The 25,293-nt window shown below is 61.9% G+C and carries 23 protein-coding genes; 14 read left to right on the forward strand and 9 right to left on the reverse strand.

What is annotated here, in order from left to right; all coding sequences use genetic code 11:
- Positions 1-846: a biotin--[acetyl-CoA-carboxylase] ligase gene (locus BCF11_RS09390; protein WP_199110806.1), complete on the reverse strand. Its 846-nt coding sequence runs from the start codon at positions 844-846 to the stop codon at positions 1-3.
- 358 nt (positions 847-1,204) lie between these two features.
- Here BCF11_RS09390 and BCF11_RS09395 point away from each other — a divergent pair, with 358 nt between their 5' ends.
- The 11 genes from BCF11_RS09395 to BCF11_RS09445 all read left to right on the forward strand — a co-directional run bounded on the left by BCF11_RS09395 (position 1,205) and on the right by BCF11_RS09445 (position 11,452).
- Entirely contained in the window at positions 1,205-2,329 is a 1,125-nt protein-coding gene (locus tag BCF11_RS09395; protein WP_098494508.1) for an ABC transporter permease, read from the forward strand.
- On the forward strand, positions 2,329-3,111 hold the full coding sequence (locus BCF11_RS09400; protein ID WP_098494509.1) for an ABC transporter ATP-binding protein: 783 nt from the start codon (positions 2,329-2,331) through the stop codon (positions 3,109-3,111). The genes BCF11_RS09395 and BCF11_RS09400 overlap by 1 nt, the downstream gene beginning before the upstream one ends.
- 52 nt (positions 3,112-3,163) lie before the next feature.
- A complete protein-coding gene (locus tag BCF11_RS09405; protein WP_098494510.1) occupies positions 3,164-4,111 on the forward strand; it encodes an MlaD family protein in 948 nt (315 codons plus the stop codon).
- Between the two features lie 17 nt (positions 4,112-4,128).
- Entirely contained in the window at positions 4,129-4,728 is a 600-nt protein-coding gene (locus tag BCF11_RS09410) for an ABC-type transport auxiliary lipoprotein family protein (protein WP_098494511.1), read from the forward strand.
- Positions 4,728-5,897 (forward strand): VanZ family protein, encoded by a 1,170-nt coding sequence (locus BCF11_RS09415; protein WP_098494512.1) that lies wholly within the window; start codon positions 4,728-4,730, stop codon positions 5,895-5,897. The genes BCF11_RS09410 and BCF11_RS09415 overlap by 1 nt, the downstream gene beginning before the upstream one ends.
- 60 nt (positions 5,898-5,957) lie before the next feature.
- Positions 5,958-6,326, forward strand: coding sequence for a ferredoxin (locus BCF11_RS09420; RefSeq protein WP_098494513.1), 369 nt, complete (start codon positions 5,958-5,960; stop codon positions 6,324-6,326).
- A 45-nt stretch (positions 6,327-6,371) separates the two neighbouring features.
- Positions 6,372-7,007 carry an alpha/beta hydrolase gene (locus tag BCF11_RS09425; RefSeq protein WP_098494514.1) on the forward strand — a complete coding sequence of 212 codons (636 nt, stop codon included), beginning with the start codon at positions 6,372-6,374 and terminating at the stop codon, positions 7,005-7,007.
- Positions 7,008-7,218: 211 nt separating this feature from the next.
- A complete protein-coding gene (locus BCF11_RS09430) occupies positions 7,219-8,364 on the forward strand; it encodes a D-alanyl-D-alanine carboxypeptidase family protein (protein WP_098494515.1) in 1,146 nt (381 codons plus the stop codon).
- A 768-nt stretch (positions 8,365-9,132) separates the two neighbouring features.
- Positions 9,133-10,062 (forward strand): hypothetical protein, encoded by a 930-nt coding sequence (locus BCF11_RS09435; RefSeq protein ID WP_098494516.1) that lies wholly within the window; start codon positions 9,133-9,135, stop codon positions 10,060-10,062.
- A gap of 97 nt (positions 10,063-10,159) precedes the next feature.
- Positions 10,160-10,687 (forward strand): nuclear transport factor 2 family protein, encoded by a 528-nt coding sequence (locus tag BCF11_RS09440; RefSeq protein WP_098494517.1) that lies wholly within the window; start codon positions 10,160-10,162, stop codon positions 10,685-10,687.
- A gap of 45 nt (positions 10,688-10,732) precedes the next feature.
- Positions 10,733-11,452, forward strand: coding sequence for a DsbC family protein (locus BCF11_RS09445; protein ID WP_098494518.1), 720 nt, complete (start codon positions 10,733-10,735; stop codon positions 11,450-11,452).
- Positions 11,453-11,469: 17 nt separating this feature from the next.
- On the opposite strand, the gene BCF11_RS09450 is transcribed toward BCF11_RS09445, so the two are convergent.
- The 6 genes from BCF11_RS09450 to BCF11_RS09475 all read right to left on the reverse strand — a co-directional run bounded on the left by BCF11_RS09450 (position 11,470) and on the right by BCF11_RS09475 (position 19,568).
- A complete protein-coding gene (locus BCF11_RS09450; protein WP_233212429.1) occupies positions 11,470-12,513 on the reverse strand; it encodes a 5'-methylthioadenosine/S-adenosylhomocysteine nucleosidase in 1,044 nt (347 codons plus the stop codon).
- 72 nt (positions 12,514-12,585) lie between these two features.
- The gene (locus tag BCF11_RS09455) at positions 12,586-13,134 is read right to left on the reverse strand and encodes a CcdC protein domain-containing protein (protein WP_098494520.1); all 549 of its coding nucleotides are present in this window, start codon (positions 13,132-13,134) and stop codon (positions 12,586-12,588) included.
- A gap of 51 nt (positions 13,135-13,185) precedes the next feature.
- The gene (locus tag BCF11_RS09460) at positions 13,186-13,779 is read right to left on the reverse strand and encodes a transglutaminase family protein (protein WP_098494521.1); all 594 of its coding nucleotides are present in this window, start codon (positions 13,777-13,779) and stop codon (positions 13,186-13,188) included.
- On the reverse strand, positions 13,776-17,399 hold the full coding sequence (locus BCF11_RS09465; RefSeq protein WP_098494522.1) for an ATP-binding protein: 3,624 nt from the start codon (positions 17,397-17,399) through the stop codon (positions 13,776-13,778). Before BCF11_RS09465 ends, BCF11_RS09460 begins: the two co-directional genes overlap by 4 nt.
- Entirely contained in the window at positions 17,396-18,124 is a 729-nt protein-coding gene (locus tag BCF11_RS09470) for a DUF4194 domain-containing protein (RefSeq protein WP_098494523.1), read from the reverse strand. The genes BCF11_RS09465 and BCF11_RS09470 overlap by 4 nt, the downstream gene beginning before the upstream one ends.
- On the reverse strand, positions 18,111-19,568 hold the full coding sequence (locus BCF11_RS09475) for a Wadjet anti-phage system protein JetA family protein (RefSeq protein ID WP_098494524.1): 1,458 nt from the start codon (positions 19,566-19,568) through the stop codon (positions 18,111-18,113). Before BCF11_RS09475 ends, BCF11_RS09470 begins: the two co-directional genes overlap by 14 nt.
- A 340-nt stretch (positions 19,569-19,908) precedes the next feature.
- Between BCF11_RS09475 and BCF11_RS09480 the strand changes: the two genes are divergently transcribed.
- Positions 19,909-20,943, forward strand: a complete 1,035-nt coding sequence (locus BCF11_RS09480) for a DUF2804 domain-containing protein (RefSeq protein WP_098494525.1) — start codon at positions 19,909-19,911, stop codon at positions 20,941-20,943.
- A 124-nt stretch (positions 20,944-21,067) separates the two neighbouring features.
- Positions 21,068-22,318: an Hsp70 family protein gene (locus tag BCF11_RS09485; protein ID WP_098497406.1), complete on the forward strand. Its 1,251-nt coding sequence runs from the start codon at positions 21,068-21,070 to the stop codon at positions 22,316-22,318.
- 9 nt (positions 22,319-22,327) lie between these two features.
- Here the strand turns inward: BCF11_RS09485 and BCF11_RS09490 are convergent, their stop codons facing one another.
- Together BCF11_RS09490 and BCF11_RS09495 are read right to left on the reverse strand one after the other, a co-directional pair.
- Positions 22,328-23,590 (reverse strand): voltage-gated chloride channel family protein, encoded by a 1,263-nt coding sequence (locus BCF11_RS09490; RefSeq protein WP_199111109.1) that lies wholly within the window; start codon positions 23,588-23,590, stop codon positions 22,328-22,330.
- Positions 23,591-23,786: 196 nt separating this feature from the next.
- Positions 23,787-24,698: a LysR family transcriptional regulator gene (locus BCF11_RS09495; RefSeq protein ID WP_098494526.1), complete on the reverse strand. Its 912-nt coding sequence runs from the start codon at positions 24,696-24,698 to the stop codon at positions 23,787-23,789.
- 188 nt (positions 24,699-24,886) lie between these two features.
- On the opposite strand from BCF11_RS09495, the gene BCF11_RS09500 reads away from it, so the two are divergent.
- Positions 24,887-25,273 (forward strand): DoxX family protein, encoded by a 387-nt coding sequence (locus BCF11_RS09500; protein ID WP_098494527.1) that lies wholly within the window; start codon positions 24,887-24,889, stop codon positions 25,271-25,273.
- Positions 25,274-25,293: the final 20 nt, after the last annotated feature.

Raw genomic sequence — 25,293 nt, forward strand, 5'->3', positions numbered from 1 at the left:
TCAGCCTTCCTTCGCGCGCAATGAAATGTCGCCGGCCATGACGGCAAGCGGACTGGCGCCGCCATCGGGCTGCAGCATCAAGCGGCCGATCTGGTCGATGCCGAGCGCGCGGCCTTCATGCAACACCTTGCCCTGGTCCAGGATCAGCACTTGTTGGCCGGCAAACGCATGCAGCCGGTTCCAGCGCTCGACGAAGGCCGGCAAGCCCAGGCTTTCGAATTGCCGCATGCTTTGCGCCAGCGCGCTCAATAAAGACGCCAGCAGCAGATCGCGGTCCTGCGCGGCCGCCGCCGGCAGGCTGGCGGCGCGCTGGCCGATCTGCTCTTGCAGCGGCGCCGGAACGCTGAGATTGATGCCGATGCCGATCACCGCCCACACCTGGTGATCGGGCGCGGTCGCGGTTTCGATCAGGATGCCGGCCAGCTTACGACCGCCCTGCAGCACATCGTTAGGCCATTTCAGCTGCACCGCGACGCCGAAATCGGCCAGCGTCTCGGCAATCGCCACGCCGACCGCCAGCGGCAGGCCGACCAGTGCATGCAGCGGCGCGGCGAACGGCCAAGCCAGCGAAAAGGTCAGCGCTGCCGCCGGCGCCGTCAGCCAGGCGCGGCCGGCCCGGCCGCGGCCCGCGGTCTGGGTCTCCGCCACCAGCAAAGTCGGCGCGCTGAGCCCGGGCCGCCTGCTGTTGGCGACAGCCAGCCGCGCCAGCAGATCCGCATTGGTGGAACCGGTCTCGGCCACCACTTCGATCTGGCAATGCTCGGCGTGATGGCCGGCAAAGGCAGCAATGCGGGCGGCCGACAAATGGCTGGCAGAAGAAGTTGATGCAATAGTTTGAACAGTCATGCCGCGCATTGTAACGGGAGTTATGGCGGAGTGCGGTCTGCAACGCACGGTCCAGCTATGGAAAATATGGCGACGACCGCTTTCAGCAGGCATTTTCATTTCATATCAGACAACTTGCCCTTGCCAGTGTAGTGCTTCGTAAATAATGGAGCTTCAGAAATGGTGGATTTTCGTGCCAGGCTAGACGCAAACCGGAGCGATAGTGGTGCTATCGCGAGGATTTGCAACGACGCATGGCGCGAAAAGACGCTGTTTATGAAGTTTCATTATTTGCGAAGCACTGCACTAATACACTTTCCCTACAAGTTTTATCACTACTGCAATAGTGCTAAGGACAATTCTCCCTTAAACTGGTGCGATGCCGAATCCAGATTCCTCTACGCCCGTTCTCGATATCACAGATGGCAGCCTGGTCGCCGCCCGCGGCAACTGGCAAGTGCACGCCCTGACCCGGCCGGGCGTGATCCAGGCCATCCAGGCCAAGCTGAAAGGCCTGAGCCGGCAATCGGCCGCGCTGCGCTGGGATCTGTCGCAAGTCGGCACGCTTGACCATATCGGCGCCCAGCTGCTGTGGAATGCCTGGGGCAAGCAGCGGCCGCAGCAACTGACCGTGGCGCCGCAGCACCGCGACTTCTTCCAGCGCCTGGCCGATGCCGGCCCCCTGCAGCTGCCGCCCAAGCCACCGCGGCGGCGCCTGTTCAATGCCATCTACGACATGGGCAGCGGCACGCTCGGCCACGTGGCCGGCTTCATCACCTTGCTGGGACAGCTGGTGCTGGATTTCCTGCGCATGCTGCAGGTGCCGCAACGCGCCCCCTGGAAAGAAATTTCCGCCAATATCTATCATGTCGGCTACCAGGCGCTCGGCATCACCGCGCTGGTCGGCTTCCTGATCGGCGTCGTGCTGTCTTTCCTGTCGGCGCAGCAGCTGCATACCTTCGGCGGCGACATCTACCTGGTCAACATCCTCGGCATGAGCATCATCCGCGAACTCGGACCGCTATTAGCCGCGATCCTGGTGGCCGGCCGCTCCGGTTCGGCGATCACCGCCCAGTTGGGCGTGATGCGGGTCACCGAAGAACTGGACGCGATGCTGGTGATGGGCCTGCCGCACGGCTTCCGCCTGATCCTGCCGCGCGTGCTGGCCTTGCTGGTGGCGATGCCCTTGCTGGTGATCTGGACCGACGCCATCGCCTTGCTGGGCGGGATGACGGCGGCGCAATTGCAGCTGGGCTTGTCGCCTACCTATTTCCTGCAGCAGCTGCCGAATGCGGTGCCGCTGCCGAACTATCTGATCGGCCTTGGCAAAGGCGCGGTATTCGGCGGCCTGATTGCCATGGTGGCCTGCTATTTCGGCCTGCGCATCGAGCCGAATACCGAAAGCCTGGGCCATGGCACCACCACTTCGGTGGTGACCGCGATCACCATCGTGATCGTGGCCGACGCCATCTTCGCCATCATATTCAGCGGCGTGGGGTTCTGATGAATAACACGCAACCAAGCACCCAGCCGATTATCGAAATCGACAAACTGTGGACCCAGTTCGGCCCGGCAGTGATCCACCAGGACCTAGACCTGCGCATCGCCGCCGGCGAAATCGTCGGCCTGGTGGGCGGCTCGGGCTCCGGCAAGACTACGCTGGTGCGGCAGATCCTCGGCCTCAACCGCCCCACCAAGGGCAAGGTCAGCGTGTTCGGCACCGATATCAGCCAGGCAGACGTCGAACAGATGTATGCGCTGCAAAACCGCTGGGGCATGCTGTTCCAGCAAGGCGCGCTGTTTTCCGCGCTGACCGTGCTGGACAACGTCGCGCTGCCGATGCGCGAGCTGCGCGCCCTGCCCGACAGGCTGATCCGCGACGCCGCGCTGCTCAAGCTGCAGATGGCCGGCATCGGCCCCGAGCATGCATTGAAAATGCCATCCGACCTGTCCGGCGGCATGATCAAGCGGGTGGCGCTGGCGCGCGCGCTGGCGCTGGAGCCGGAGCTGCTGTTCCTGGACGAACCGACCGCCGGCCTTGATCCTGCTTCATCGGCTGCGTTTATCGAACTGATACGGTCGCTGCACAAGGACATGAGCCTGACCGTGGTGATGATCACCCACGACCTGGAACCGCTGCTGGCGCTGTCGACCAAGATCGCAGTGCTGGCGGACAAACATGTCATTGCCTACGACACGCCGGAGCGCGTCATGAAAGTGCGCCATCCGTTCATCGAAACATTTTTTCTCACAGCCAACCGCTTTGAACATGAAACCTGCGGCTAATTTGCAACTATTGGCAACTAAGCCGCTGCTGGCAGCATAGATAGGAAACACCATGGAAAACAAAGCACACGCCCTGATCGCCGGCCTGTTCACCGTGATCTTGCTGATCGCGGCAATCATCGGCGTCATGTGGTTCAACAGCGACCGCGTCGAGCGGGTGCCTTATGAGATCGCCACCAAGCTGTCGGTGCCCGGCCTCAACCCGCAGGCCGATGTGCGTTACCGCGGGCTGGACGCCGGCAAGGTCGATACGATCACCTTCGATCCCAAGTTTCCCGGCCAGATCCTGATCAAGATCAAGATCAATCCGGACACGCCGGTGACGCAATCGACCTTCGCCACCCTGGGCTACCAGGGCGTGACAGGGATCGCCTATATCCAGCTGGACGACGACGGCAGCAAGCCGCTCAAGCTGGCCAGCAGCAAGCAGCACCTGGCCCGCATCGAGCTGCGCCCCAGCCTGTTCGACAATCTGCAGAGCAAGGGCGCGATAATCCTGTCGCGCGCCGACGAGATGATCAGCAAGCTTAACGACCTGCTGGACCCCGAAAACCAGAAAACCATGGTCAAGGCCTTCAGCGATGTCAGCCAGACCGCCGATGAATACCGGGGCATCCCGCAAAAACTGGAGCCGACCATCCGCCAGCTGCCGGCCCTGACCGGCGAGCTGAACCAGGCCTTGGCATCCGTCACCGCGCTGTCGAACAACATGAGCGTGCTCAGCAAGAACCTGAACAGCCTGACCGCCAGCCTGCAGGGGCCGGACGGCGCGGTCAGCCAGCTGGGCGGCGCGGTGCAGAACATCGGCTCGGTCGCCAGCGGCGTGGAATACGAGACGCTGCCGCGCTTCAATACGCTGACCAATGATGCGCGCACCTCGATGCGGACGCTGAACCAGACCTTGGACCATTTCAACCAGCAGCCGCAAAGCATTCTGTTCGGCAGCAAAGGCCTGCCGCCTGGCCCTGGTGAAGCGGGCTTTGTCGCGCCAGTCAAATAACAATCTAAAGGTAAGCCATGACCATCCCACGAATCCTGTCGGCCCTCGCAGCGCTGGCTCTGCTTGCCGGTTGCGCCAGCAAGGTTGACGCACCGATCCAGTACGATCTCGGCCTGCTGCCGAGCGCTGCCGCGAGCGCTGCGCCGGCCTTGTCCGCCATCAGCGTGGCCGACGTCAATACGCCCGCCTGGCTGGACAACAACATGATGTTCTTCCGCCTGGCCTATGCCAACGAACAGCAGCCGCGCCCCTACGCCAGCAGCCGCTGGACCATGCCGCCGGCGCAGCTGTTCCAGCAGCGCCTGAAAGCGCGCATGGCGCAGGCGGGCGGCGCCGTGCTGGCGATGTCGGATGCCGCGCTCAACGTTCCCCTGCTGCGCATCGACATGGACGACTTCACGCAAACCTTCGATACGCCCTCGCACAGCGTAGCGCTATTGCAGGTGCGCGCTTCGCTGTTCAACGGCCGCGTGCTGCTGGCGCAAAAGAGTTTCAGCAGCCGTGCCGAAACCCCGAGCGCTGACGCCGCCGGCGCGGCGCGCGCTTTTGTCAGCGCCAATGATGCCGTGATCGGCGACATGATGGCCTGGCTGGCGACGGTGGCGCCGAAAAGATAATGTCGCAAACACTTGCACCAGAAACCGCGGCGCCGCGTTCTTCGGCGGCTTCATCGTTTGCCCGCGTCAGCCTGCTGATCTACCTGCTGCTGATCATCTATGCCAGCTGGTATCCGTTTGCCGGCTGGCGCGATCTCGGGCTGAGCGCCTTCGCCTACCTCCGCGCGCCGCTACCGCACTACTGGACCGTATTCGACGTCTGGACGAATGTCGCCGGCTACCTGCCGCTGGGCATGCTGATGGTCTTGTCGCTGCCGCGCTCGCGCCGCTGGTCGCCCTACTGGGCGGTGTTGCTGGCCAGCGCTGCGGGCGTGCTCATCTCCGGCAGCATGGAAGCGGCGCAGACCTTCCTGCCGACCCGGGTCGCCTCCAACCTGGACCTGATGACGAACAGCATCGGCGCCCTGCTCGGCGCGGTGCTGGGAGCCATCCTGCGGCCGCGCTTCGGGCCTGACAGCCGCCTGTTGCAGCTGCGCGAACGCTGGTTCAACCGCGAAGCCAGCCAGGGCATGGTGGTGGTCGCCCTGTGGCCGCTGGCGCAAATCTATCCGCTCAGCCACCTGTTCGGCTTCGGCCAGGTCACCTCGATGCTCTCCACCTGGCTGTCCGACCTGCTGGAACAGCCGGTCGACCTGCAAGGCTGGATCACCAATGATTTCCAGTTCAGCGCAGACCAGTACTGGCTGACCGAAACCATCATCACCGCCTGCGGCCTGACCGGCGCCGCCCTGACCTTCCTGATCCTGCTGCGCCAGCAGGCGCCGAAGCTGCCGCTCAGTCTGCTGCTGGTGTTCCTCACGCTGATGCTCAAGACGCTGGCGACAGCGCTGCTGTTTGCGCCGGATAACGCCCTGGTCTGGCTCACCCCCGGCTCCTTCGGCGGCTTGCTGATCGGCGGCCTCATGCTGAGCGGCCTGGCCTACGCACCGCAGCGGGCGCAACGCCGGCTGGCGGCGCTGACCCTGATCATCACGCTGCTGCTGGTCAACATCATGCCGGACAACCCGTATTACACCGAAACCCTGCAGACCTGGACCCAGGGCAAATTCCTCAACTTCAACGGCGTCGCCCAGTTCCTGGCCCTGCTGTGGCCGTTTTGCACGCTGTGGTTCCTGTTTCATCCGATGCACAAGCGGCGCGCCAACAAGCAGCAGCGGGATTCCAGGTAGCGGCCGCACCTCGTCGGCCACACCTCGCCGGCCGCCAGGAAACAAAGTCCCGGCGGGTGTATGATTCCTGCTTCCTGCTTGCAGCACGCAACCCACCATTTCGACACCATGAGCGACAAACCCTTTTACGAACACCACGTCTTCTTCTGCCTCAACCAGCGCGCCCCCGGCGAGCGGGTCTGCTGCGCCAACAGCGGCGCGCAGGCGGCGCAGGAACATGCAAAAAAACGCATCAAGCAGCTCGGCCTGGCCGGCGACGGCAAGGTGCGCATCAACAAGGCCGGCTGCCTGGAGCGCTGTGAAGAAGGACCGGCGCTGGTGATTTATCCGCAGGGCGTCTGGTATACCTACGTCGACAATGAAGACATCGACGAAATCATCGACGTCCATATCGTCGGCGGCAAGATCGTCGAGCGTTTGAAAATATAAGCAGCTACGCAGTACATAACATCGTCACCCAGTTGAATTGATCCAATGAACGCCCAAACCTTATCCTTCTTCATCGCCGGCGCCGCCGGCCAGCTTGAATGTGCGCTAGACCTGCCTGATTCTTCAATCTTCCCGGCGCCGCGCGGCCTGGCGCTGGTGGCCCATCCCCATCCGCTGTTCGGCGGCACCATGGACAACAAGGTGGTGCATACGCTGGCGCGCGGCTTCCTGGCGCTCGGCTATGTCACGGTGCGCATGAATTTCCGCGGCGTCGGCAAATCCGAAGGCGCGCACGACGAAGGACGCGGCGAGACCGACGACATGGCGCTGCTGCTTGCCCACATGCGCCGGCAGTATCCTGAGCTGCCGCTGGCGCTGGGCGGCTTTTCCTTCGGCACCTTCGTGCAGTCGCAATTGCAGCAGCGGCTTATCGATGCCGGCACGCCGGCCGAACGGCTGGTGCTGGTCGGCACCGCCGCCGGCAAATGGCCGCTGCCGACCGTGCCGGCCAACAGCATCCTGATCCACGGCGAACTGGACGAAACCATTCCGCTGAGCTGGGTGTTCGAATGGGCGCGCCCGCAAGACATCCCGGTGATCGTGATTCCCGGCGCCGATCATTTTTTTCACCGGCGCTTGCAACATATCAAGAATCTCATGGTCGAAATGTGGCATCGCTGAGCCGGTGATTTGAACGCAATTCAAGCTGCTTGAATTATTGTTAAGTCGACCGGCAGGGCGGTAGCGCTATAATTCTATCGGCACGCTTGTTTGCGGTTGTTTGCTCACCGTCTCCGCTTACGCATTTTTTCAACCCATTCACACCAACAAAGTTGCTCTTTGTTATCATCGATGCAGGTTTGCTGGCTCTGATTTCATTACTCGATATTCCATGAAAAAAATATTCGCGGCGCTCGCTGCAACTGTCCTCTCCATATCCGTTGCCTTTGCCCAGACCCTGCCGTCGCCGACAGTGGCGGCAAAATCATGGCTGCTGCTGGACACCACCAGCAACCAGGTGATCGCCTCGCAAGATCCTGACATGCGCATCGAGCCCGCCTCGCTGGCCAAGATCATGACCGCCTACGTGGTCTTCGACGCCCTCAAGACCAAGAAGGTCAGCCTCGACCAGATGGTGACCGTCTCGGCGCGCGCCTGGAAGGTCGACCCGAGCAGCTCGAAAATGTTTATCGATCCGGCGACGCCAGTATCGATCAATGACCTGCTGTACGGCCTGATGGTGGTATCGGGTAACGACGCCGCGGTAGCGCTGGCGGAAGCCGTGGCCGGCACTGAAGATTCCTTCGTCGCGCTGATGAACCACGAAGCCGAACGCATGGGCATGAAGAACACTCACTTCGGCAATCCGCACGGCTTGCCAAGCGCTGACACCTACTCCACCGCGCGCGACCTGGCCACGCTGGCAGCGCACGTGATCGTCGATTTCCCCGAGTTCTACAAGATCGACTCGACCAAGAAGTACACCTACAACAAGATCACCCAGCCTAACCGCAACCGCCTGCTGTGGAGCGATCCGACCGTCGACGGCATGAAGACCGGCCACACCAGCAGCGCCGGCTATTCCATCATCGCCAGCGCCAAGCGTCCGAACGCCGGCGGCGACCGCCGCCTGCTGACTGTCGTGATCGGCACCAACTCCGACGGCACCCGTACCCAGGAAGCGCAAAAGCTGCTGAACTGGGGCTACCAGAACTTTGACGCGGTCAAGCTGTACGCCAAGGATCAGGCCATCGACACGCCGCAAGTCTGGAAAGGCGCCAAGAGCCTGGTCAAGATCGGCTTCACGCACGACGTCTACGTGACCGTGCCGAAGGGCATCGCCGACAAGATCAAGCCAGTGCTGGAACGCACCGATCCGCTGATCGCGCCGATCCAGCAGAACGCCAAGGTTGGCACGGTCAAGGTCAACGCCGATGGCAAGACGATTGCCGAGTTTCCGGTGGTGGCGCTGGAGAGCGTCGGCCAGGCCACCATCTTCGGCCGCGCCTGGGATTCGATCCGCTTGATGTTCAAATAAATGCAGAAAACCTGAGCGTTTTCATCAAAGAAATTGACAGCTGCGGCTGTAATGCCGTTCAGTTAAGACTGAGCGGCATTTTTATTTGCGGAACTCGTAGGGTGGGCACTCCGTGCCCGCGCGGACGGGCCGGGGCGTGTAGCCGGGGCACGAATGTCAGGGACACGAATATCCATGATACTGCGTGGGCACGGAGTGCCCACCCTACGCCATGTCGTTCTGCCCTAACTGAACAGCATTACAGCTGCGGCTGTCATTTTTTTTAACAAATAATCATTCGCATGCAATGGCTGGACAGCTGTATCACTCTGTAGCATCTCGTTACAATTTTGTTTCCATGTAACAATTAAATACATTGCAGCCGATGAAAATCGGGAGGTACACTCCTTCCCCATGGTCAATCCAGGCCATCATATAAATGATGTAGCGCGCACCACAATGCGGCGCCGACACATGGTAGTACAACAGGAGGAATAACATGATGCTCAGCTTCATTCGTTTCCAGCCGTACGCCCTTCAAGCCGCATCAAGACCTCCCGCCTCGCCTCTGCACTCCTAGCTTCTCGTCTCCTTCGCATTACCGAATTTCAACCCTGGCGTTCTGCGCCCGGGTTGTCTTAGACGCACTCGTCGTTCCGCCATGGCAGGTGGCGGCCCGCCGGTGCGTCGATTCTGCAGCGAGACGCAATCTCGCTCCAGTTGCGGTAACCGGACGCTCCCGATCGGACGTCCGGCTATGTCAATTCACATCAACTATGGAGAGATGCAATGAAATTGAATCGCAAATTAGTCGTCCTGGCGCTGTCTTGTGCTTACGCCAGTGTCGCACTTGCAGGCGCAGTCAAGGGATCCGGCGACTCAGTCTACAAGCCAACCGGCAAAGGTTGGGGCGAACTCGACCTGGACGTGCAGACGCATGCACAAAAAGCGGCAACCCTGAGGGCGCAGCGCACCGCCAACCTGACCAATCAGGGCGGCCCGGTGATGACCGGACCAAAGAACGTCTACTACATCTGGTACGGCACTTGGGACAGCGCTTCGCAAAACGTACTGACCAACCTTGGCAACCACATCGGCGGCTCGCCTTATTTCAACATCAACACCACATACACCGATAAGGCCGGCACGCATGTGCAGAACGTGGTCAACTACGCCGGCACAGCTACCGACAGCGGCTCGCTCGGCACCAAGTTGTCCGATGCGAACATCGAAACCATCGTCGCCAACAGGATCAATGCCGGCGCATTGCCGCTGGATGCGAACGGCGTCTACTTTGTGCTGACCGACAAGAACACCACTGCAACTTCGGGTTTCTGCACCCAGTATTGCGGCTGGCATACCAACGCCACGATCAACGGCCAAAACATCAAGTACGCCTTCATCGGCAATCCTGAAACCCAGTGCGCCAGCTCGTGCGGCGCCAATACGCCAAGCCCGAACAACACGCCGGGTGCGGATGCGATGGCCAGCATCGTTTCGCATGAACTCGAAGAAACGACTACCGATCCGGACGGCAACGCCTGGTACGCACTGTCCAACGGCATGGAAAACGGCGACAAATGCGCATGGAATTTCGGCGCCACATCGACCGCCTCCAACGGCGCTGCCTACAACCAGACCTTCGGCACCATGAAGTATCTGATTCAGCAGAACTGGACCCTGCTGCCGAGCCAGGCTTGCGCCCAGCACTATCCGTGATGGCAAGACGGCCGTGATGTAACATGGAATTCCGCCGCGGAGCGCTCCGCGGCGGAGCTTCCGCTGGTCTTTCCCATTCAATCGCCGAGTCCAAGCCATGAAAAAACTTCCCCTCCTGCTGGCGCTGCTGCTGGCACACCCGCTATCCGGTTTCGCCCAACAAGCCGCCGCCCCGGTCCAGAGAACCGTACCGACCGTCACCCGCTCGGTGCAGATTTTCAGCACCCTGGAAAACGAACTGAACGACGCTGTCCAGCAGCGCAATAACGGCATCATCGAGAAACGCCTCGCCGACAACTACGAAATGCGCACCGCCGCCGCTCCCGGCACGCCGACACCGCGCGCGGAATGGATCGCCAGCGCCCTGAAGCAGGCGCCGTTCGCATCGCAGGTGCAACAGATGGCGGTGCATGAGTATGACAGCCTGATGGTCGTCAGCTTCCTCTGGTCGCTGGATGTTGTCGCCTCCGATCCGCTGGCAAAGAGCATATTTGTCGTCGACACCTGGAAACAGGTCGAGGACGACTGGAAACTGGCGACCCGCTACGCGGCGCCGGCCGATGCGCAACACAAGAAGGTACCAGGCGTAGACTTGTCCGCCATCGACGCCAAGAAAAAATTCTGACGCCGCAACCTGTCTCGTTTAGTCTTTTTTACCAATGGGAACGCCATGACCCGCTTCAAAAAAACCTTGCTCCTGCTGCTTGTCCTGGCAGCCACCAACGCCAGCGCCGAGACCGCGCAAGAAGCCCGCATCAAGAAACTGATCGAGCCGCGCATGGGTGTCGGCATCAAGGTCGATTCGATCAGCAAGACGCCGTATGGCGGACTGTATGAAGTGCGCACCAACGGCGACATCTTCTACACCGATGAAAACGCCGACTACATCGTGGTCGGCAAAGTCATCGACAGCCATACCTACAAGGATTTGACCAAGGAAAGAGTGGACCAGCTGGCGGTGATCAATTTCGCCGACCTGCCGCTCGATGCAGCAGTCAAGACCGTCAAGGGCAATGGCAAGCGAGTGCTGGCGATCTTCGAAGATCCGAACTGCCCCTACTGCAAGAACCTGCACAAGACCCTGCAGGAAATCGACAATGTGACGGTCTACACCTTCCTGCTCAATATCCTGTCCGACGATTCGGTAGTGAAGTCGCGCGATATCTGGTGCTCGGCAGACCGCAGCAAGGCCTGGAACGACTGGATGACCAACGGCAAAGCCGCAGCGGCGGTCGCGGCGGCCTGCCCGACGCCCAACGACCAGGTGCTGGCCTTAGGCAAGAAGCTGCGCATCGTCGGCACGCCTACCGTGTATTTCGCCGACGGCAGCCGCACCGGCAGCGCGCTCGACGCCAAGGCCCTGGAGCAGAAACTGGCGTCCCTGAAGTAAGCTTGGCGTCCCGTTAGTCAACGGCGGTTGCGGCGACTCCAGGCTTCCAGGAAGGCCAGCGTCACGCTGGCCTCGTTGGTTTCCGCCAGGCCGCTGCCGAAGAAAGCGCCGACATCCTTGAAATCATTGCCGCCGGCCAGGTCCGACAAACTGCGGAACGCGATGAAAGGCACGCGGTTGGCGTAAGCCACCTGTGCAAATGCAGCGGTTTCCATATCCACCACTTGCGCCTGCAGATTGTCGTAGAGATAGGTGCGGTATCCCGGATTGGCCAGGAAAGCGCTGCCGGAAACGCCGCGCCCGCCTACCCGCAGCTCAGGCTGGACGCTGACGCACAAGGAGGGATTCTTCGGCCCACATTTCGCCAGCGCCGGCTTGAGCCGACGCGCCAGCGCCAGCATTTCAGGATCGGCCTGGAAATCGAAACGAAATTCTCCTTGCGGCGCATTGCTGGCATTCATCACGAAATTGTCGCGCATGAACAGGCCGCTGCTGAGCGGACCGTTTGGTGTATTGAATTTGAAATCCGGCCGCGGCTTGCCGTTCTCGCTCGCCAGCTTGACGCCCAGGCAGCTGACATCGCCGGCCGCGCCGCAGGGTGCAGGCAGACTGCCGTCACCGTTCCAGTAAACTTCCATCGGCATCGCCCAGCTCTCCGGCACGATCACGTCGCCGACATGGCTGGCCGGATTGACGCCACCGGCAATGCCGCTCATCAGCAAACGCTCAATATGGAAATGATTCATCATCAGCTGCGTCACCATGGTGGCGTTGACCACGCTGACGCCGCTCAGCACGATCACCACCGGATTGCCGCGCAGCTCGCCAGTGGTAAACCGGTTACCGTTGACTTTCCAGTCGCGCTTTTTCTGCGTCTGCTCCAACAGGATATCGGCTTCGGCGCCGAACGCCGAGACGATGCCAATGCGCGGCTTGCACTCGCTCAGGCAATGATTTTCCGCGCGCGGCGCAGCGCTGGCAGCAGTTGTCAGGGCAGCGCCAAGCAGCAAGGCGCAAGCGCTACGGCGCAGCATGTTGAATACAGGAAGGTGGGCAGGCAAGGGATTTCCTTTCGCTTAATGGACTGATGCAGCGGACAGCATAACCCAGGGAACATCTTGCAGAAAAGGCCATTAAGGCATTTCCACTCCGGATATCGACCGAGGAACAGACGATCCGACGCGACGGCGCCACAGCAGCAAGCCGATCGCATAGGCGACGTAGTAGCCGGCCAGGATGCCGAAGATCAGCAAAGTCAGCGGGCTGCCGGAAAATTCGGCCGATGAAAAGGTATTCGACGCCGACGCCGAATAGAGAAGCACGCCGCGATAAACGAGGCGGCCGATGAACAGCGCCGACAGCGCTATACCCAGATGAAGGCTCGGCGTGTAAAACAGCCCCTCTGGCGTTTGCTCGAACCTGGTCAGCCTGATGCCATACCAGCCCAGGGCGGCGCCGGCCGCTGTCCCGCCCAGCAGTGCCGCCGCATGCATAGGGTGCACGGCGGCGCCAAGCAGCAGGGCCGCGATCAGGATGCTGAAAAAAATTATGCGGATCCAGGTTCGCCGATTCGACATTTTCTGGCGCCCGATCATGCGCCGGGTGCGCGAGTACAGGCGCCAAACCACCAGCGCGGCAATGCCGGCATAAACCACCAGGGAAGGATGAGCGGGAATCGCCATGCGTTTAACTCCAAAGGCTGAAGAATCAGTTAATGGGATCAAGTCAGCGGATCAATTCAGCGGATGAGCCGAGATCAGTTCAATATCGGGCAGGTTTTCAGCGACTTCCCGCACAGAAGAATACGCCAATAATGCATGTACCACCTGCGGCAAGGGCTCTGCCCAGATTTCCGGCAAGTCCCGTTCCTGCTCCGCCAGCACCGGAAACGCCAACCGCTCCAGCGGCGGCATGAATTGCGCATCGACGCCCGGCTTGTTGCCGCGCGCATCGATGCGGTACCAGCCGTGGTTCTTCAGGTACACCGCATTCAAGCCATGCAGGCAGAACGGCGGCCCTTCCATGCCCACCGACAGGCGCTGGTAGCACAAGCCGACCGGAATCCCGTTGCTACGCAACAGCGCCGCCAGCAGATGGCTCTTGGCGTAGCAATATCCCGTGCCGTGGATTAATACATCGGAAGCGCGGCAAGTCACCGGATCGCGCTTGAAATCCCAGCTGTGCTGGATGGCGTCGCGCACGAATTCGAAGCAGGCTTTGACCACTTCCTCTTCGCTGGCGCAGCCATTCGCCAGGGCGGTCGCTTTGGCGGCTACTTGCGGGTGGTCGCCGTCGATGTAAGTACTGAATGCCAAGTAGGGTTTCACGCCGCCTGCTCCGCCGCTTCAAAATTGATTTGCGCCTGCTCACGCACCTGGGCTCGCCGCAGTTCCCACAGCTCGCGCAATTTGTCCGAACGCAGTTCGCGCTCATCCGACTCGGAGACGAAGCCGACCTCGCCGTTGCCGTCGGCGACGGTGCGGCTGAAACTCCATTCGCGCGAGAATTCCGGCTTGATGGCGCCGGCGTGCTTGGTCGGCATGGCGCAGATCAGCTGCATACCGAGGTTATCTCTCAGGAATTTCAAGACATCGCGCGCGCGGCCTTCATCCATCTTGGCGAACGATTCATCGTTGACCAGCAGATGCAAACTATTGCCCTTCTCGAAACGCTTGAGACGGTTGGTCACCACGGCGGCGTGGATGATGTAGGCAGGTGTTTCCAGCTGACCGCCGGAACCGGTGCCCCATTCCGACAAACGCACGTGCGAGCCGGTATCGGATTCCTTGTATATTTCGTAGCGGCGGTAGTTGCGATAATCGGCAACGCGCTGCAACTCCTTGACCGCCTTGTCTTCATCGTCCGACAACAGCAATTGCACCAGGCGGTCGCGCACCAGGCAGTTCTCCGCGCTCAAGGCGGGATCGGCAAACAGGCTGCTGCTGGCTTCCTGGGTATCCGCCATTTCCGAAGTGGCGCAAAAGAAGTCATAGTAAGCCTTGAATTCCGGAATCCATTCCGACCAGTCGATGCGGAATTTGTCGGTGCCGAACTTGAGCTTGTCGAGTTCGGTGTTCAGCGTTTTCAGGGTACGCACACCGGTATCGACCGCATTCCGGATCTCGTAACAGAACTGCTTGGTAAAGACGTCGTTGAACGAGGATTCGGCAGTGCGCAGCTGTTCCAGGTTCTTGATCAGGCCGATGTCCTTCTGCCGCGTCAGCTGCGCGCGGGTGCGTTCCTGCAAGTTCACCATCATGGCGTACAGCGGCGTGAAATCGCCATCGCGCAGGTCTTCGCCCTGGGCTACTTCAAAGCGTTCGTCGATGCGGGCGTGGGCGTGGTACTCGCCCAGCGCATTGCGGGCATCGCCGTACAGCTGCCAGCTGAGCGCAGTCTGCTTGCCGACATTGTTCGATGCCTGCGTCTGCGAATAGCTGCCGTCGTTGATCCAGCCGGCCACTTCATCGGTCACGGCAGTGAACGACAGGCTGCCGTTGACGATGCACAGCTGGCGCAGGCGTTCGCTGTCGGTGTCGACCCGGGTCTGCTTGCCGCCCAGGCCCAAATTCAGGCGGGTAATCGACGCCTGATGTCCCTGGATGGCTTTTTCATGGCCGCCGATATTCTTGCTGCATGCGGTCTTGCGCGCTTCCAGCGCGGCGATTTCGAGGCTGAGCGCCTGCGCTTCGTCTTCCAGCTTGCTGACCTGGGTCAGGTCGAGCCGGCTCATGTCCTGGCGCGCGGCGTCCAGCTGCCGCACCAGGCTTTCGAGATCATCGATGGCGGCGAACGAAGGACATTGCAACTGCCCCATCAGGGCCAGCGCGCCTTGCAGTTCGCGCAGCTGGGCGCGGATCTGCGTCAGTTCCTGCTCGGCCTGCGCATGCTCCTGTTCGGCGCGCTGCTTGGCCAGGCGCTTGGCTTCCTGGCCGAACACCAGCATGTCGGTATCGGTAGTGAACATAGTGCGCGAACCGCTGCCCTTGCCGTCCTTGGTCAGGCCGCGCGAGGTGTGGCGCAGCGCTTCGGTATCGGCGACCTTGACCACCTGGCCGAACTGGTCGTGCAGGTAGGCGTGGGCAATCGGATGCTCGGTGCTGAGTTCGTGGATGATCGAATCACTCGGAGTTCTTTCGACTTTCAGGTTCTTCAGGCAGAAGCTGCCCTGGATCACATTGGCGCGCAGTTTTTTCTGGCGCACGAAGTCGATCGCCTTGCCTTCCCAGGCCTGGTCCACCACCAGGTTGAAACGGGCGCCGCCGAGATAGCCTTCGATCGCCGCCTGCCATTCGGCTGAGGCCGGCTCGACCAGGTCGCACAGCACCTGGGCGCGGGCGGCGCCGAGTTCGGCACGGAACTCCTTCAATGCGTGGCGGATATGTGCGGGATAATCGGCGCCGCCTTCGGCCAGGTTGGCTTTGCGCGAAGCAGCGTCCTTTTCGCGTCGCAAAGCCTCATGCTCGCCGGCGCGCAACTGCGCGATTTGCGTGTGCAAAGCCGAGACAAAACTCTTCTCGGTGCCGGCCAGCGCGCCGTGCAATTTCACCAGCGCGGCGTCGATGCCTTCAAAGTCGTTGACCAGCATCAGCGATTTCAGCACGTCGACCTGCTCGGCCTTGGCCAGTTCGCCGATGCTGCGCAGATGGCTGGCAATCTCCAGCGTGCCGGCAGCGGCCAGCGCCAGCACGACCTGGCGGGCGGCATCGGCAATGTCCTTTTGCTCCGACGGAATCTGCATGCCGGCGACGTTGCGCGCCGCGCTATCCAGCTGCTGCGCCGTCTGCGCGTTATGCAACAGCGAATTGAAGACGGCCTTGATCTTGCCATCGCATTGTTCGATCTGGTTCTGGATCCTGGTCTTCTGCTCGGCGGCGGGAATCCCCATCATCTGCGCGTGGATCTGCGTCAGGCTGCGGTTCTTGGCGTTGCGGTCCTGCTCCAGCTTGTCGACGCTCTCGCTTTCATCGTCGATGAGCGCTTGCAAACCCTCGATCGCAGAGGTTGCTGCTTCCAGCTGGCGCTGGTCTTCGCGCAAGGCCAGCGACGACGCCAGCAGCTGCGACTGGCTGGCGGCCTGATGCGCGCGCGCGGTGTCGCTGACGGCTTTGCCCAGCAGCTCCAGGCGCTTGACGTTGTCGCTCAGGCGTTCGCCTTCCTTGCGCAGCTCGTTGACTTGGCGCATCAGCTTGCTGATCTGGCCGATGCGCTGTCCCAGCTGGGTGGTGTCGAGTTCCAGGATCTGATGCTTGACCAGGTCGTCGACGCTGCCGATAGGCTTGTGCGCGATCGACTGGCTCCAGGCGCTGGCTGCGCTTTCGGCTTCGGCGAAGGAGACGGTTTTCTGGCCGCGGAAGCGGCCGTACAGCTGGCACAGGTACTCGCGCTTGCTGTCGCGGAAGTTGGTGACGCCGTGATATTTCCCGGACAGATGGCGTTCGATCTTTTCCACCGCCACCACCGCCATGCCGCCGTCGATCTCGGTCGAAGTCAGGTCGCCTAGCTGCAGGGCGACGCCATCGATGATCAGCAGCGCCAGCCGTTCCGATACCGCCTGACGGCGTTCGCCGGCGCCGTCGACGCGCGCCGAAGCCGCCACCAGCGCGGTGAACTCGCGTCCCTCCTCGCCCTCGCTCGGCTTGAACACCGCGGCCACATAGCCGTGTGCGCCGTTGGGACGAGCGAACAGATTATCCTCGGCGCCGACTACATAGGACCACAGGCTGCGCTTGGTCTTGCCGTTGCGCGCGCCCTGGGTGGTCTCATCCTGCCCCGGGTTATAGCTGAAAATATTCTGGTAGACCGCGGTCATCACGGTTTGCAAGGCATCCAGCATGGTCGATTTGCCGGAACCTGTAGGGCCGGTCAGCAAGGTCATATTGCCCATCGGGTATTCCTGCGAGCGCAACGCTCCCCAGTTCACCAGGATCAGTTTATCCAGCTTCATTCCACGTTTCCTTCAATGCTTTCTTCTTGCTCTTCCATCACCGCTGGCACGCTGGCCTGTTCATCGTCGCTCGCTGCACCGAGCGGCAGCGGCTCGGATTCCAGCGCCGCTTCCAGCATATCGTCGCTGATGATGCCGAGGATGGTCGGCCGGATCGCCAGCAGCGCGTCCTCGTCATCCATGGAGAAATTGGCGGCCAGGCGAATCAGGCGATGCCGCTTGAGGTCGTTGAGCAAACGCTGGCGTTCCACATTGGTGGGCGGCAGCGCCCGTTTCAATTGCGTCTGCAAGGTCGCCGACAGTTCTTCGAAGCGGGTCAGCACTTCGCCCGCATCGGTGAGGCGGTTGCCGCCCTCCGACAAGCCTTGCTGGTACTGGAAACGCAGCGCCAGCGCGGCGGCGACGAAATCCGGCGACAGTCGGGCGCGCAATCCTGGCACCGACTCCAGGCCGTCTTCCGGCATGCCCGGCACTTCGGCGCCGGGCGCATACAAGCGGAAAAACTCGCCCTTCAGATTGTGCTCAAGGCGGAAACCGGCGAGCTGGAAATAGTCGTGCAGGCAGGCTTCGATGCGGCGCGCATCGTCGTACAGGCGTTGCTCGACGCCGTCTTCCTCGCGGATCACGATGCCGGCGGCAAACAGGCGGCCGACGATTTCGCGGAAACGCTCCAGCGGCAGGTTGTGCAGCGCCAGTTGCTCTTGCAATGCTTCAATCAGTGTCATGTTTCATCTCGATCTGGTAATCGTCGCCGGCATAAAACTCGTTCCAGAGTTTGCTCGGTAATTTCTGCACGGTGAGCCGTTCATCGCGCGCACCGCGCACGGCTTCCACGATTTGCATGTTGTTGAGGACGTCGGTGGTGGTCGCCACCGGCAGGGTCGACAGGCGGATCGGGCGGTCGCGCAGGCGCAGTTCGGCGCGGATGCGGTGCACGATGTCGTCGTTGGAGAGGGCGAAGGCATCGGCTTCGGCGCGGTACATGGCGGCTGCCAGACGGGCGTCGCGCGTCACCTTGGGCTGCGCGGTGACGGTCAGCGCCTTGCGCCGCTGCGAAGCGCTGCGCAGTTTGAAGGAGGCCGGATCCAGCAAGCGGATTTCGGCGGGAGCAATTGCCGCGCCCAGCCGTTCCAGCAAGGCGTCCTGAGCATTGCCAGCACCGCTCAGCTTGGCGATCTTGCCGATGGCGACGCTGTAGGCCTGGCGGGTGTGGCCGCCGCGCAACATCAGGGCTTGCTGCACGATGCTGGCGGCGCGCTGCATGTAGACACTCATCGCCTTGATCAGCTCCGGATGCTTGGTGGTGCAGGCGGCTTCCACCATTTCTTCGATGCGGTCCAGCATCCAGTCCAGCGTCGACGGCCCCTGCCGCTCCTGGCTGGCCCAGCGCGCGATATCGTTGAGCTGCTCTTCCAGCGCCCGCGCCTGGTCGTGTTCCAGGCTGTGCAGGCGCGCAATCACGTCGCGGATGGCCTGACGGTGGCGCTCAATGCTGTCGGCGGTCAGCTGCTTCTTGAATTCCTTCTCGAAACGGTCGAGAAACTCCATGAAACCGTCCCACGGCGTTTGCGAGGCTTCCAGCATCAGGCGCCGCACCAGTTCCTGGAAGTAATCGACACCCTCGGACAAATCGCTGATGACTTTTTCGGCATAGTCGTAGGCATCGATCAGATCGTATGCGTCGACATTGCGCAGCGCGGCGTTGAGCGCGTTGCGGCAACTACGCACATTGCGCTGGCGGGTGCGGGCGCTGCGCCGGTCGATGGCCCAGAAGGCTTCGGCAAACAGCTTGCCGGCGCGGGTGAAGCGATAGGCGGTGACCAGGCCGGCGCGGTCGCCGAAGGTTTCCAGCCAGCCGTCCCTGAGCAAGGTGCGCAGCAGCGCGCTGCTGCTCTGCTGGTCGTCGGCGCCGGCCGGGATCAGATCGTCGTCGGCCAGTTCGGCGGCGGCCTCCTCCTGCTGCGGCAGGATCTGGCGCGCCTCTTGCAACGCCTGCTGCACCACCGGCAGCAGCAGGTCGCGCAAGCCGTCGCGCGTCAGGTTCTGGCCGTAGTCGGCGCTTGGCCCGTGCAGCCGCTCGTACAGCGCACGCACACAGGCCACCACCACGCTACGGTGCTTGCCGGCCAAGGGCCTGAAGAAATTTAGTCGGTCTGGTTCAAAAAACAATCGGATTGCCTGCAAAAGTTGCAAAAAAACGAATATATCGCGATATTGGCGCTGGCCGCTGCGCTGTAAACAAATAGCGCTCCGGCCAATTTACCTAACTCGCCATTGTAAAGGCTCAAGCCTGCCAGCAGGTAGCTTAGACAGTAGACAGAAGACCAGGCTATCCGTAACATCCATTTCCACAATGCAATAGATATTGCAAGAACAGCCATCGGGAGACATCCATGCCATCGAGCCGCCGCCACAATATTGCCGTTCAGCCCAAGCCGGGTGACGCCTGTCCGCAGCAGCATCTCGCAACATCGGTCAGCGCCGTGCCGCCAGCCCTGGCGCAAGTCCGATGACATCCGTCCCGACAGCCGTACAAAACCTGCCCGCCGCCCCTGCCAACGTCATCGATGAAGCCGGCCAGCCGCGCATGGGCCGCTATGCCGGCCGCACCGGCGCCATCGACTGGTCGGCGCTGGCTGCGCCCTATGCCCGCAACAGCCTGTGGCGGCGCTTCCACCACAAGCGCTGGCAATACGTGGCGCTGTCGACCCCGCAGTTGTTCTGCGGCATCGCGATTGTCGATGTCGGCTGGACCAATACCGCCTTCGCCTACGTCTTCGACCGCCTGCAAGGCAAGCAGATCGCCGGCTTTTCGCAGGACGGCGTACCCGGCCTGAGCGCCCAGGTCAGCGAGCGGCCGGACGGCGCCAGCCGCTTCAGCTGCTTCGGCCACCGCATCAGCTACTTGCCGCCGGACGGCAAAGGCAGCGATGCGGGCGGCAAGTACCACCTCAGCTTGCACAGCAAGCAGTTCAGCATCGAAGCCGAATTCGACGACAGCCGCGCCGCGCCGCTATTGCTGGCGGTCGGTCCTATCGTCAACGGTTCGGTGCATGCGACCCAGAAATCGCCTGGCATGGCGCTCAGCGGTGAGGTGCTGGTAGGCGGACAGCGTTTCGATCTGCAGGATGGCATTGCCAGCTTCGACTATTCCAACGGCTTGCTGGCGCGCGATACCGAATGGCGCTGGGCCTCGGCCCACGGCCTGGATATCGGCTTCAACCTGCAGGCCGGCTATTTCGGCCAGCAGGAAAACGTGCTGTGGCTGGACGGCCAGCTGCATGCGCTCGGCCAAGCGCGTTTCGAGTACGATGCGGCGGCGCCGCTGGCGCCCTGGCATATCTATACCGACGATGGCTTGCTCGACCTGCAATTCACGCCGGAAGGCGCGCGCCGCGAAAACAAGAACCTGCTGATCGCCGCCACCCGCTATATCCAGCCGATCGGCAGTTTCAGCGGCTGGGTCAAACCGGAACCCAATGCCGCGCCGCGCGCGGTGGCACACCTGGTGGGCGTGACCGAGGAGCACTTCTCGCGCTGGTAACATTGCCTTTAGCCAACTTAAGCGCCGGGCGATTTGTAAATTTCCAACACCTGCTGCATTTCCCCTGCGCAGCCCATACGTTTGGTATACCATTGCCGGCCAATTTTGTGTGCGAGGTATGGCGATGTCAAATGCTTGTGGCGTGGATTTCGGCACGTCTAATTCCACGGTTGGCTGGAGCAGGCCCGGACACAATGCCTTGCTGCCATTGGAAGACGGCAAGGTCACCCTGCCCTCGGTGGTTTTCTTCAACGCCGAAGACGACGCCTTCAGTTTCGGCCGCGCCGCGCTGGGCGCCTACCTGACCGGTTACGAAGGGCGCCTGATGCGCTCCCTCAAGAGCCTGCTCGGCTCCAGCCTGATCGACGCCCAGACCGAAGTCGGCGGCCGCGCGCTGCCGTTCCGCGCCTTGCTGACCCATTTCATCGCTGAACTGAAACAACGTGCGGAAAACGCTGCAGGCAAGGAATTCTCGAGCGTGGTGCTGGGCCGTCCGGTATTTTTCGTCGACGACAACCCGACGGCGGACCAGCGCGCGCAAGACACCCTGGCGGAAATCGCCCGTTCGGTCGGCTTCCAGCATATCGATTTCCAATACGAGCCGATCGCCGCCGCCTTCGACTATGAATCCACCATCCAGCGTGAAGAACTGGTGCTGATCGCCGATATCGGCGGCGGCACCTCGGACTTTTCGCTGGTGCGCCTGTCGCCGCAGCGGGCCGCCAACAGCGAACGGCGCGACGATATCCTGGCCACCGGCGGCGTCCATATCGGCGGCACCGATTTCGATAAGTACTTGAGCCTATCGAGCGTGATGCCGATGCTGGGGCTGGGCAGCCGCCTGCAAAACAATAGCGAAGTGCCCTCCAGCTATTACTTCAACCTGGCGACCTGGCACACCATCAACCAGATCTATACCCGCAAGGCCTGGCTGCAGCTGAAGGACGTGCATCGCGAAACCGTCGAGCGCGAGAAGTTCGGCCGCCTGCTCGACCTGGTCGAACAGCGCGCCGGCCACTGGCTGGCATTGCAGGTAGAGCAGGGCAAGATCGGCCTGTCGGATGCCGAAACGGTGCAGATGAGCCTGGACCGCATCGCCCCCGACCAGGCCCTGAGCCTGACGCGCGAACAGTTCAACGCCAGCATCACCCATCTGGTCACCAGCGTGGAAGATACAGTCACCAACCTGCTGCGCGATGCCGGCGTCACGCCGGCCCAGGTCGATACGGTGTTCTTCACCGGCGGCTCCAGCGGCGTGCAGCTGCTGCGCCACAAGATCGCTGCCCTGGTGCCGTCGGCAAAAGCGGTGGAAGGCGATCTGTTCGGCAGCATCGGCGCCGGCCTGGCGCTGGATGCTGTGCGCAAGTTCGGCTGAGCGGTCTCTTTATTCCAACCCCGGCTCGGGCTTGCGTTCATCCGGCGCATGCCGTTTGGCCTGGCCCAGGCGCTGTGCATGATAAATCCCGGTGTGGCCGGAAAACAGATAGCTGACCACACAGGCGATGCCCGCCAGCACGCCGATTTCCGGTCCGAATAATTCGATCGCCATGATGGTCGAGGCGATCGGCGTATTGGCGGCTCCCGCAAACACTGCCACAAACCCCAGCCCGGCCAGCAGCGGAATCGGCATCGATAAAATCTGCGCCAGCGCGTTGCCCAGCGTGGCGCCGATGTAGAACAGCGGCGTCACCTCGCCGCCCTTGAAGCCGGAAGCCAGCGTCACTACCGTGAACAGGATCTTGCCGCCGAAGTCGTACAGCGGCAGCGGCTTCTCGAAAGCTTCGACGATGGTCGGAATCCCCAGCCCCAAATACTTGTCGGTGGCCGGCAGCATGGCCAGCAAGAGCACGGCGACACCACCGGCAAACGGCCGCAAGGGCGCGAACTTGATCCAGCGCTTGACCAGCCGCGACAAACCATGCGTGGCCTGCGCAAACAGCATGCCGACCAGGCCGAACACGATCCCCGCCAGCAGCGTGGCGGAGAAGATGCCGAGGCCGAAATGCGGCACGAAGGGAATCGCATAGTGGGTGTGCTGCACACCCAGCAAAGCCGGGATCTGGTCGCTGATGATGGCGGCGATGAAACAGGGCAGGATGGCGTCGTAGCGCAGGCGGCCGATGGCCAGCACTTCCAGGCCGAAGATGGCGCCGGCCAGCGGCGTCCCGAATACCGAGGCAAAGCCGGCGCTGATGCCGGCCATCAGCAGGATGCGCCGCTCGTCCGGCCCGAGGCGCGCGATGCGGGTCAGCACGTCGGCCAGGGCGCCGCCCATCTGCACCGCGGTGCCCTCGCGGCCGGCGGAACCGCCGAACAGATGGGTTATCACGGTGCCTAGGAAAATCAGCGGCGCCATGCGCTTCGGCACGATGCGCTTGGGGTCGTGGATCTCATCGATAAGCAGGTTGTTGCCACCCTCCACCGACTTGCCGAGGAAGTGATAGATCAAGCCCACCGCCAGGCCGGCCAGCGGCAGCAGCCACAACAGCCAGCGGTGCGCATTGCGGGTATCGGTGGCCCACTCCAGCGACAGCAGCAGCAGCGCCGACGCCAGGCCGGCCAGCGCGCCTACCAAGGATGCCAGGATTAGCCAGCGCGCGAGATACGCCAGCATCAGCAGCTGTTCTGGATAGTTTGTTTTTTTCATCATAAGGAGAAACAGAAGATTTGAAGAACTCAAACCTGAATGGCAGGGCAACGTAAATCAAAACACGTGCGCCTACAAATCCCATCCAGGAACTTGTAGGCATTTCGGGAAGGCATGCCATCTCCTACTGCAGCGCCATTGTGCCGGACCATGCGGTCCAGCGCAACCGGGATTCATCGCCAGGCCGCAGCGGCGTTCAGGCCGGATCGAAAGTAGTCAGCCTGGCCAGCGCATCCAGCCACCAGGTCAGCGCCGGGCCGACCTGGCGGTCCGGCCTGTATACGCACTGCATCGGCAGCGCCGCGCCCGCGGGTGGATGGGCCGCCGTGACGATAGGCACCAGCCGGCCGCTAGCCAGATCGTCGGCGATGACATGGCGCGGCATATAGCCCCAGCCCAAGCCGGCGCGCAGCAGGGCGTGCTTGGTGCCGAGATCGCTCATGCGCCAGGCCAGCGAAGAATGCACCGAGAAATCCTGGTTGGCGGTGAGCGCGCTGCGGTCGCTCAGCACCAGCTGCACCTGCTGCTCCAGCACATGGCCGGGGATGCGGCCCTTGATCTGCGCCAGCGCATGGGCCGGCGCCACCACGCCAACCAGTAGCACGCTCGGCAAGCTGACGTGCAGCAGATGGGGCGGCACGATCGGCAGGGTGCCGAGCACGCCCAGCATCGCCTCGCCGTCGATCACGCGTTCGGCGACGGCGCCCAGCGCTTCGATTTCCAGGCGCACCGTGACGCCGGGAAAGGCTGCCCGGAAATCCGCCAGCAAGGCCACCAGCGCCGTGGTCGGGAAAAAAACGTCGAACGCCAGGGTAATCTCCAGCTCCTGCCCTTGCGAATAGGCGGCCGCGCGCGCCTGCATGGCGTCGACCTGGCCCAGCACCTGGCGCGCATCGCGCAACAACTCGATGCCGGCGGCAGTCAGCTGCGGCCGGTAGCTGCCGCGGTCGAACAAGGGCACGCCGAGCTGGTTTTCCAGCGTGCTGATGGCATAGCTGACCGCCGATTGCGCCCGGCCCAGGGCGCGCGCCGCCGCCAGGAAGCTGCCGCTGTCAGCGACCTGGGCGAATACCCGCAGTTGATCCAGCGACAGTCTCTCGATATTCATGGTGCCCCAACATTATCGAATAATTAGATATAGATTATCGCAAGATAAGCAATATCTTGCAAAACTCAGGAGGATTAAGATGGTTTCGTTCGCTGCAATCAGTAGCCGATAACCGGTGGCGCCAGCAAACGCTTGCTTACCTCGGTCTCATAACCCAGTTTTACATCTACTTATAGATTGGACACATCATGCAAACTTCGCCAAACCTGTACCGCATCGGCCGCGTCCTGCTGGCTTCGCTGTTCCTCATTTCCGGCATCCTGAAGATCACCGCCTTTTCCGGCGTGGCCGGCTACATGGCCAGCCTCGGCGTGCCGCTGGCGACCTTCGCCGTAGCCGCCACCATCGTGGTCGAAGTCGGCGGCGGCCTGGCCATCATGGCCGGCTGGAACGTGCGGCCGATCGCCATCATCGTGGCGCTGTTCACGGTCGCCGCAACCCTGACCGCGCACCGCTTCTGGGAAGCCGATCCGGCCAATTTCCAGAATCAGCTGAACAACTTCCTGAAAAACATCTCGATCATCGGCGCGTTGCTGATGCTGGCGGTAACGGATGACGGAAGCTCGAAAAAATAAGCAATAGATAAACTCTTCAA

The organism is Collimonas sp. PA-H2, from assembly GCF_002564105.1.
Lineage (GTDB): Bacteria > Pseudomonadota > Gammaproteobacteria > Burkholderiales > Burkholderiaceae_D > Collimonas.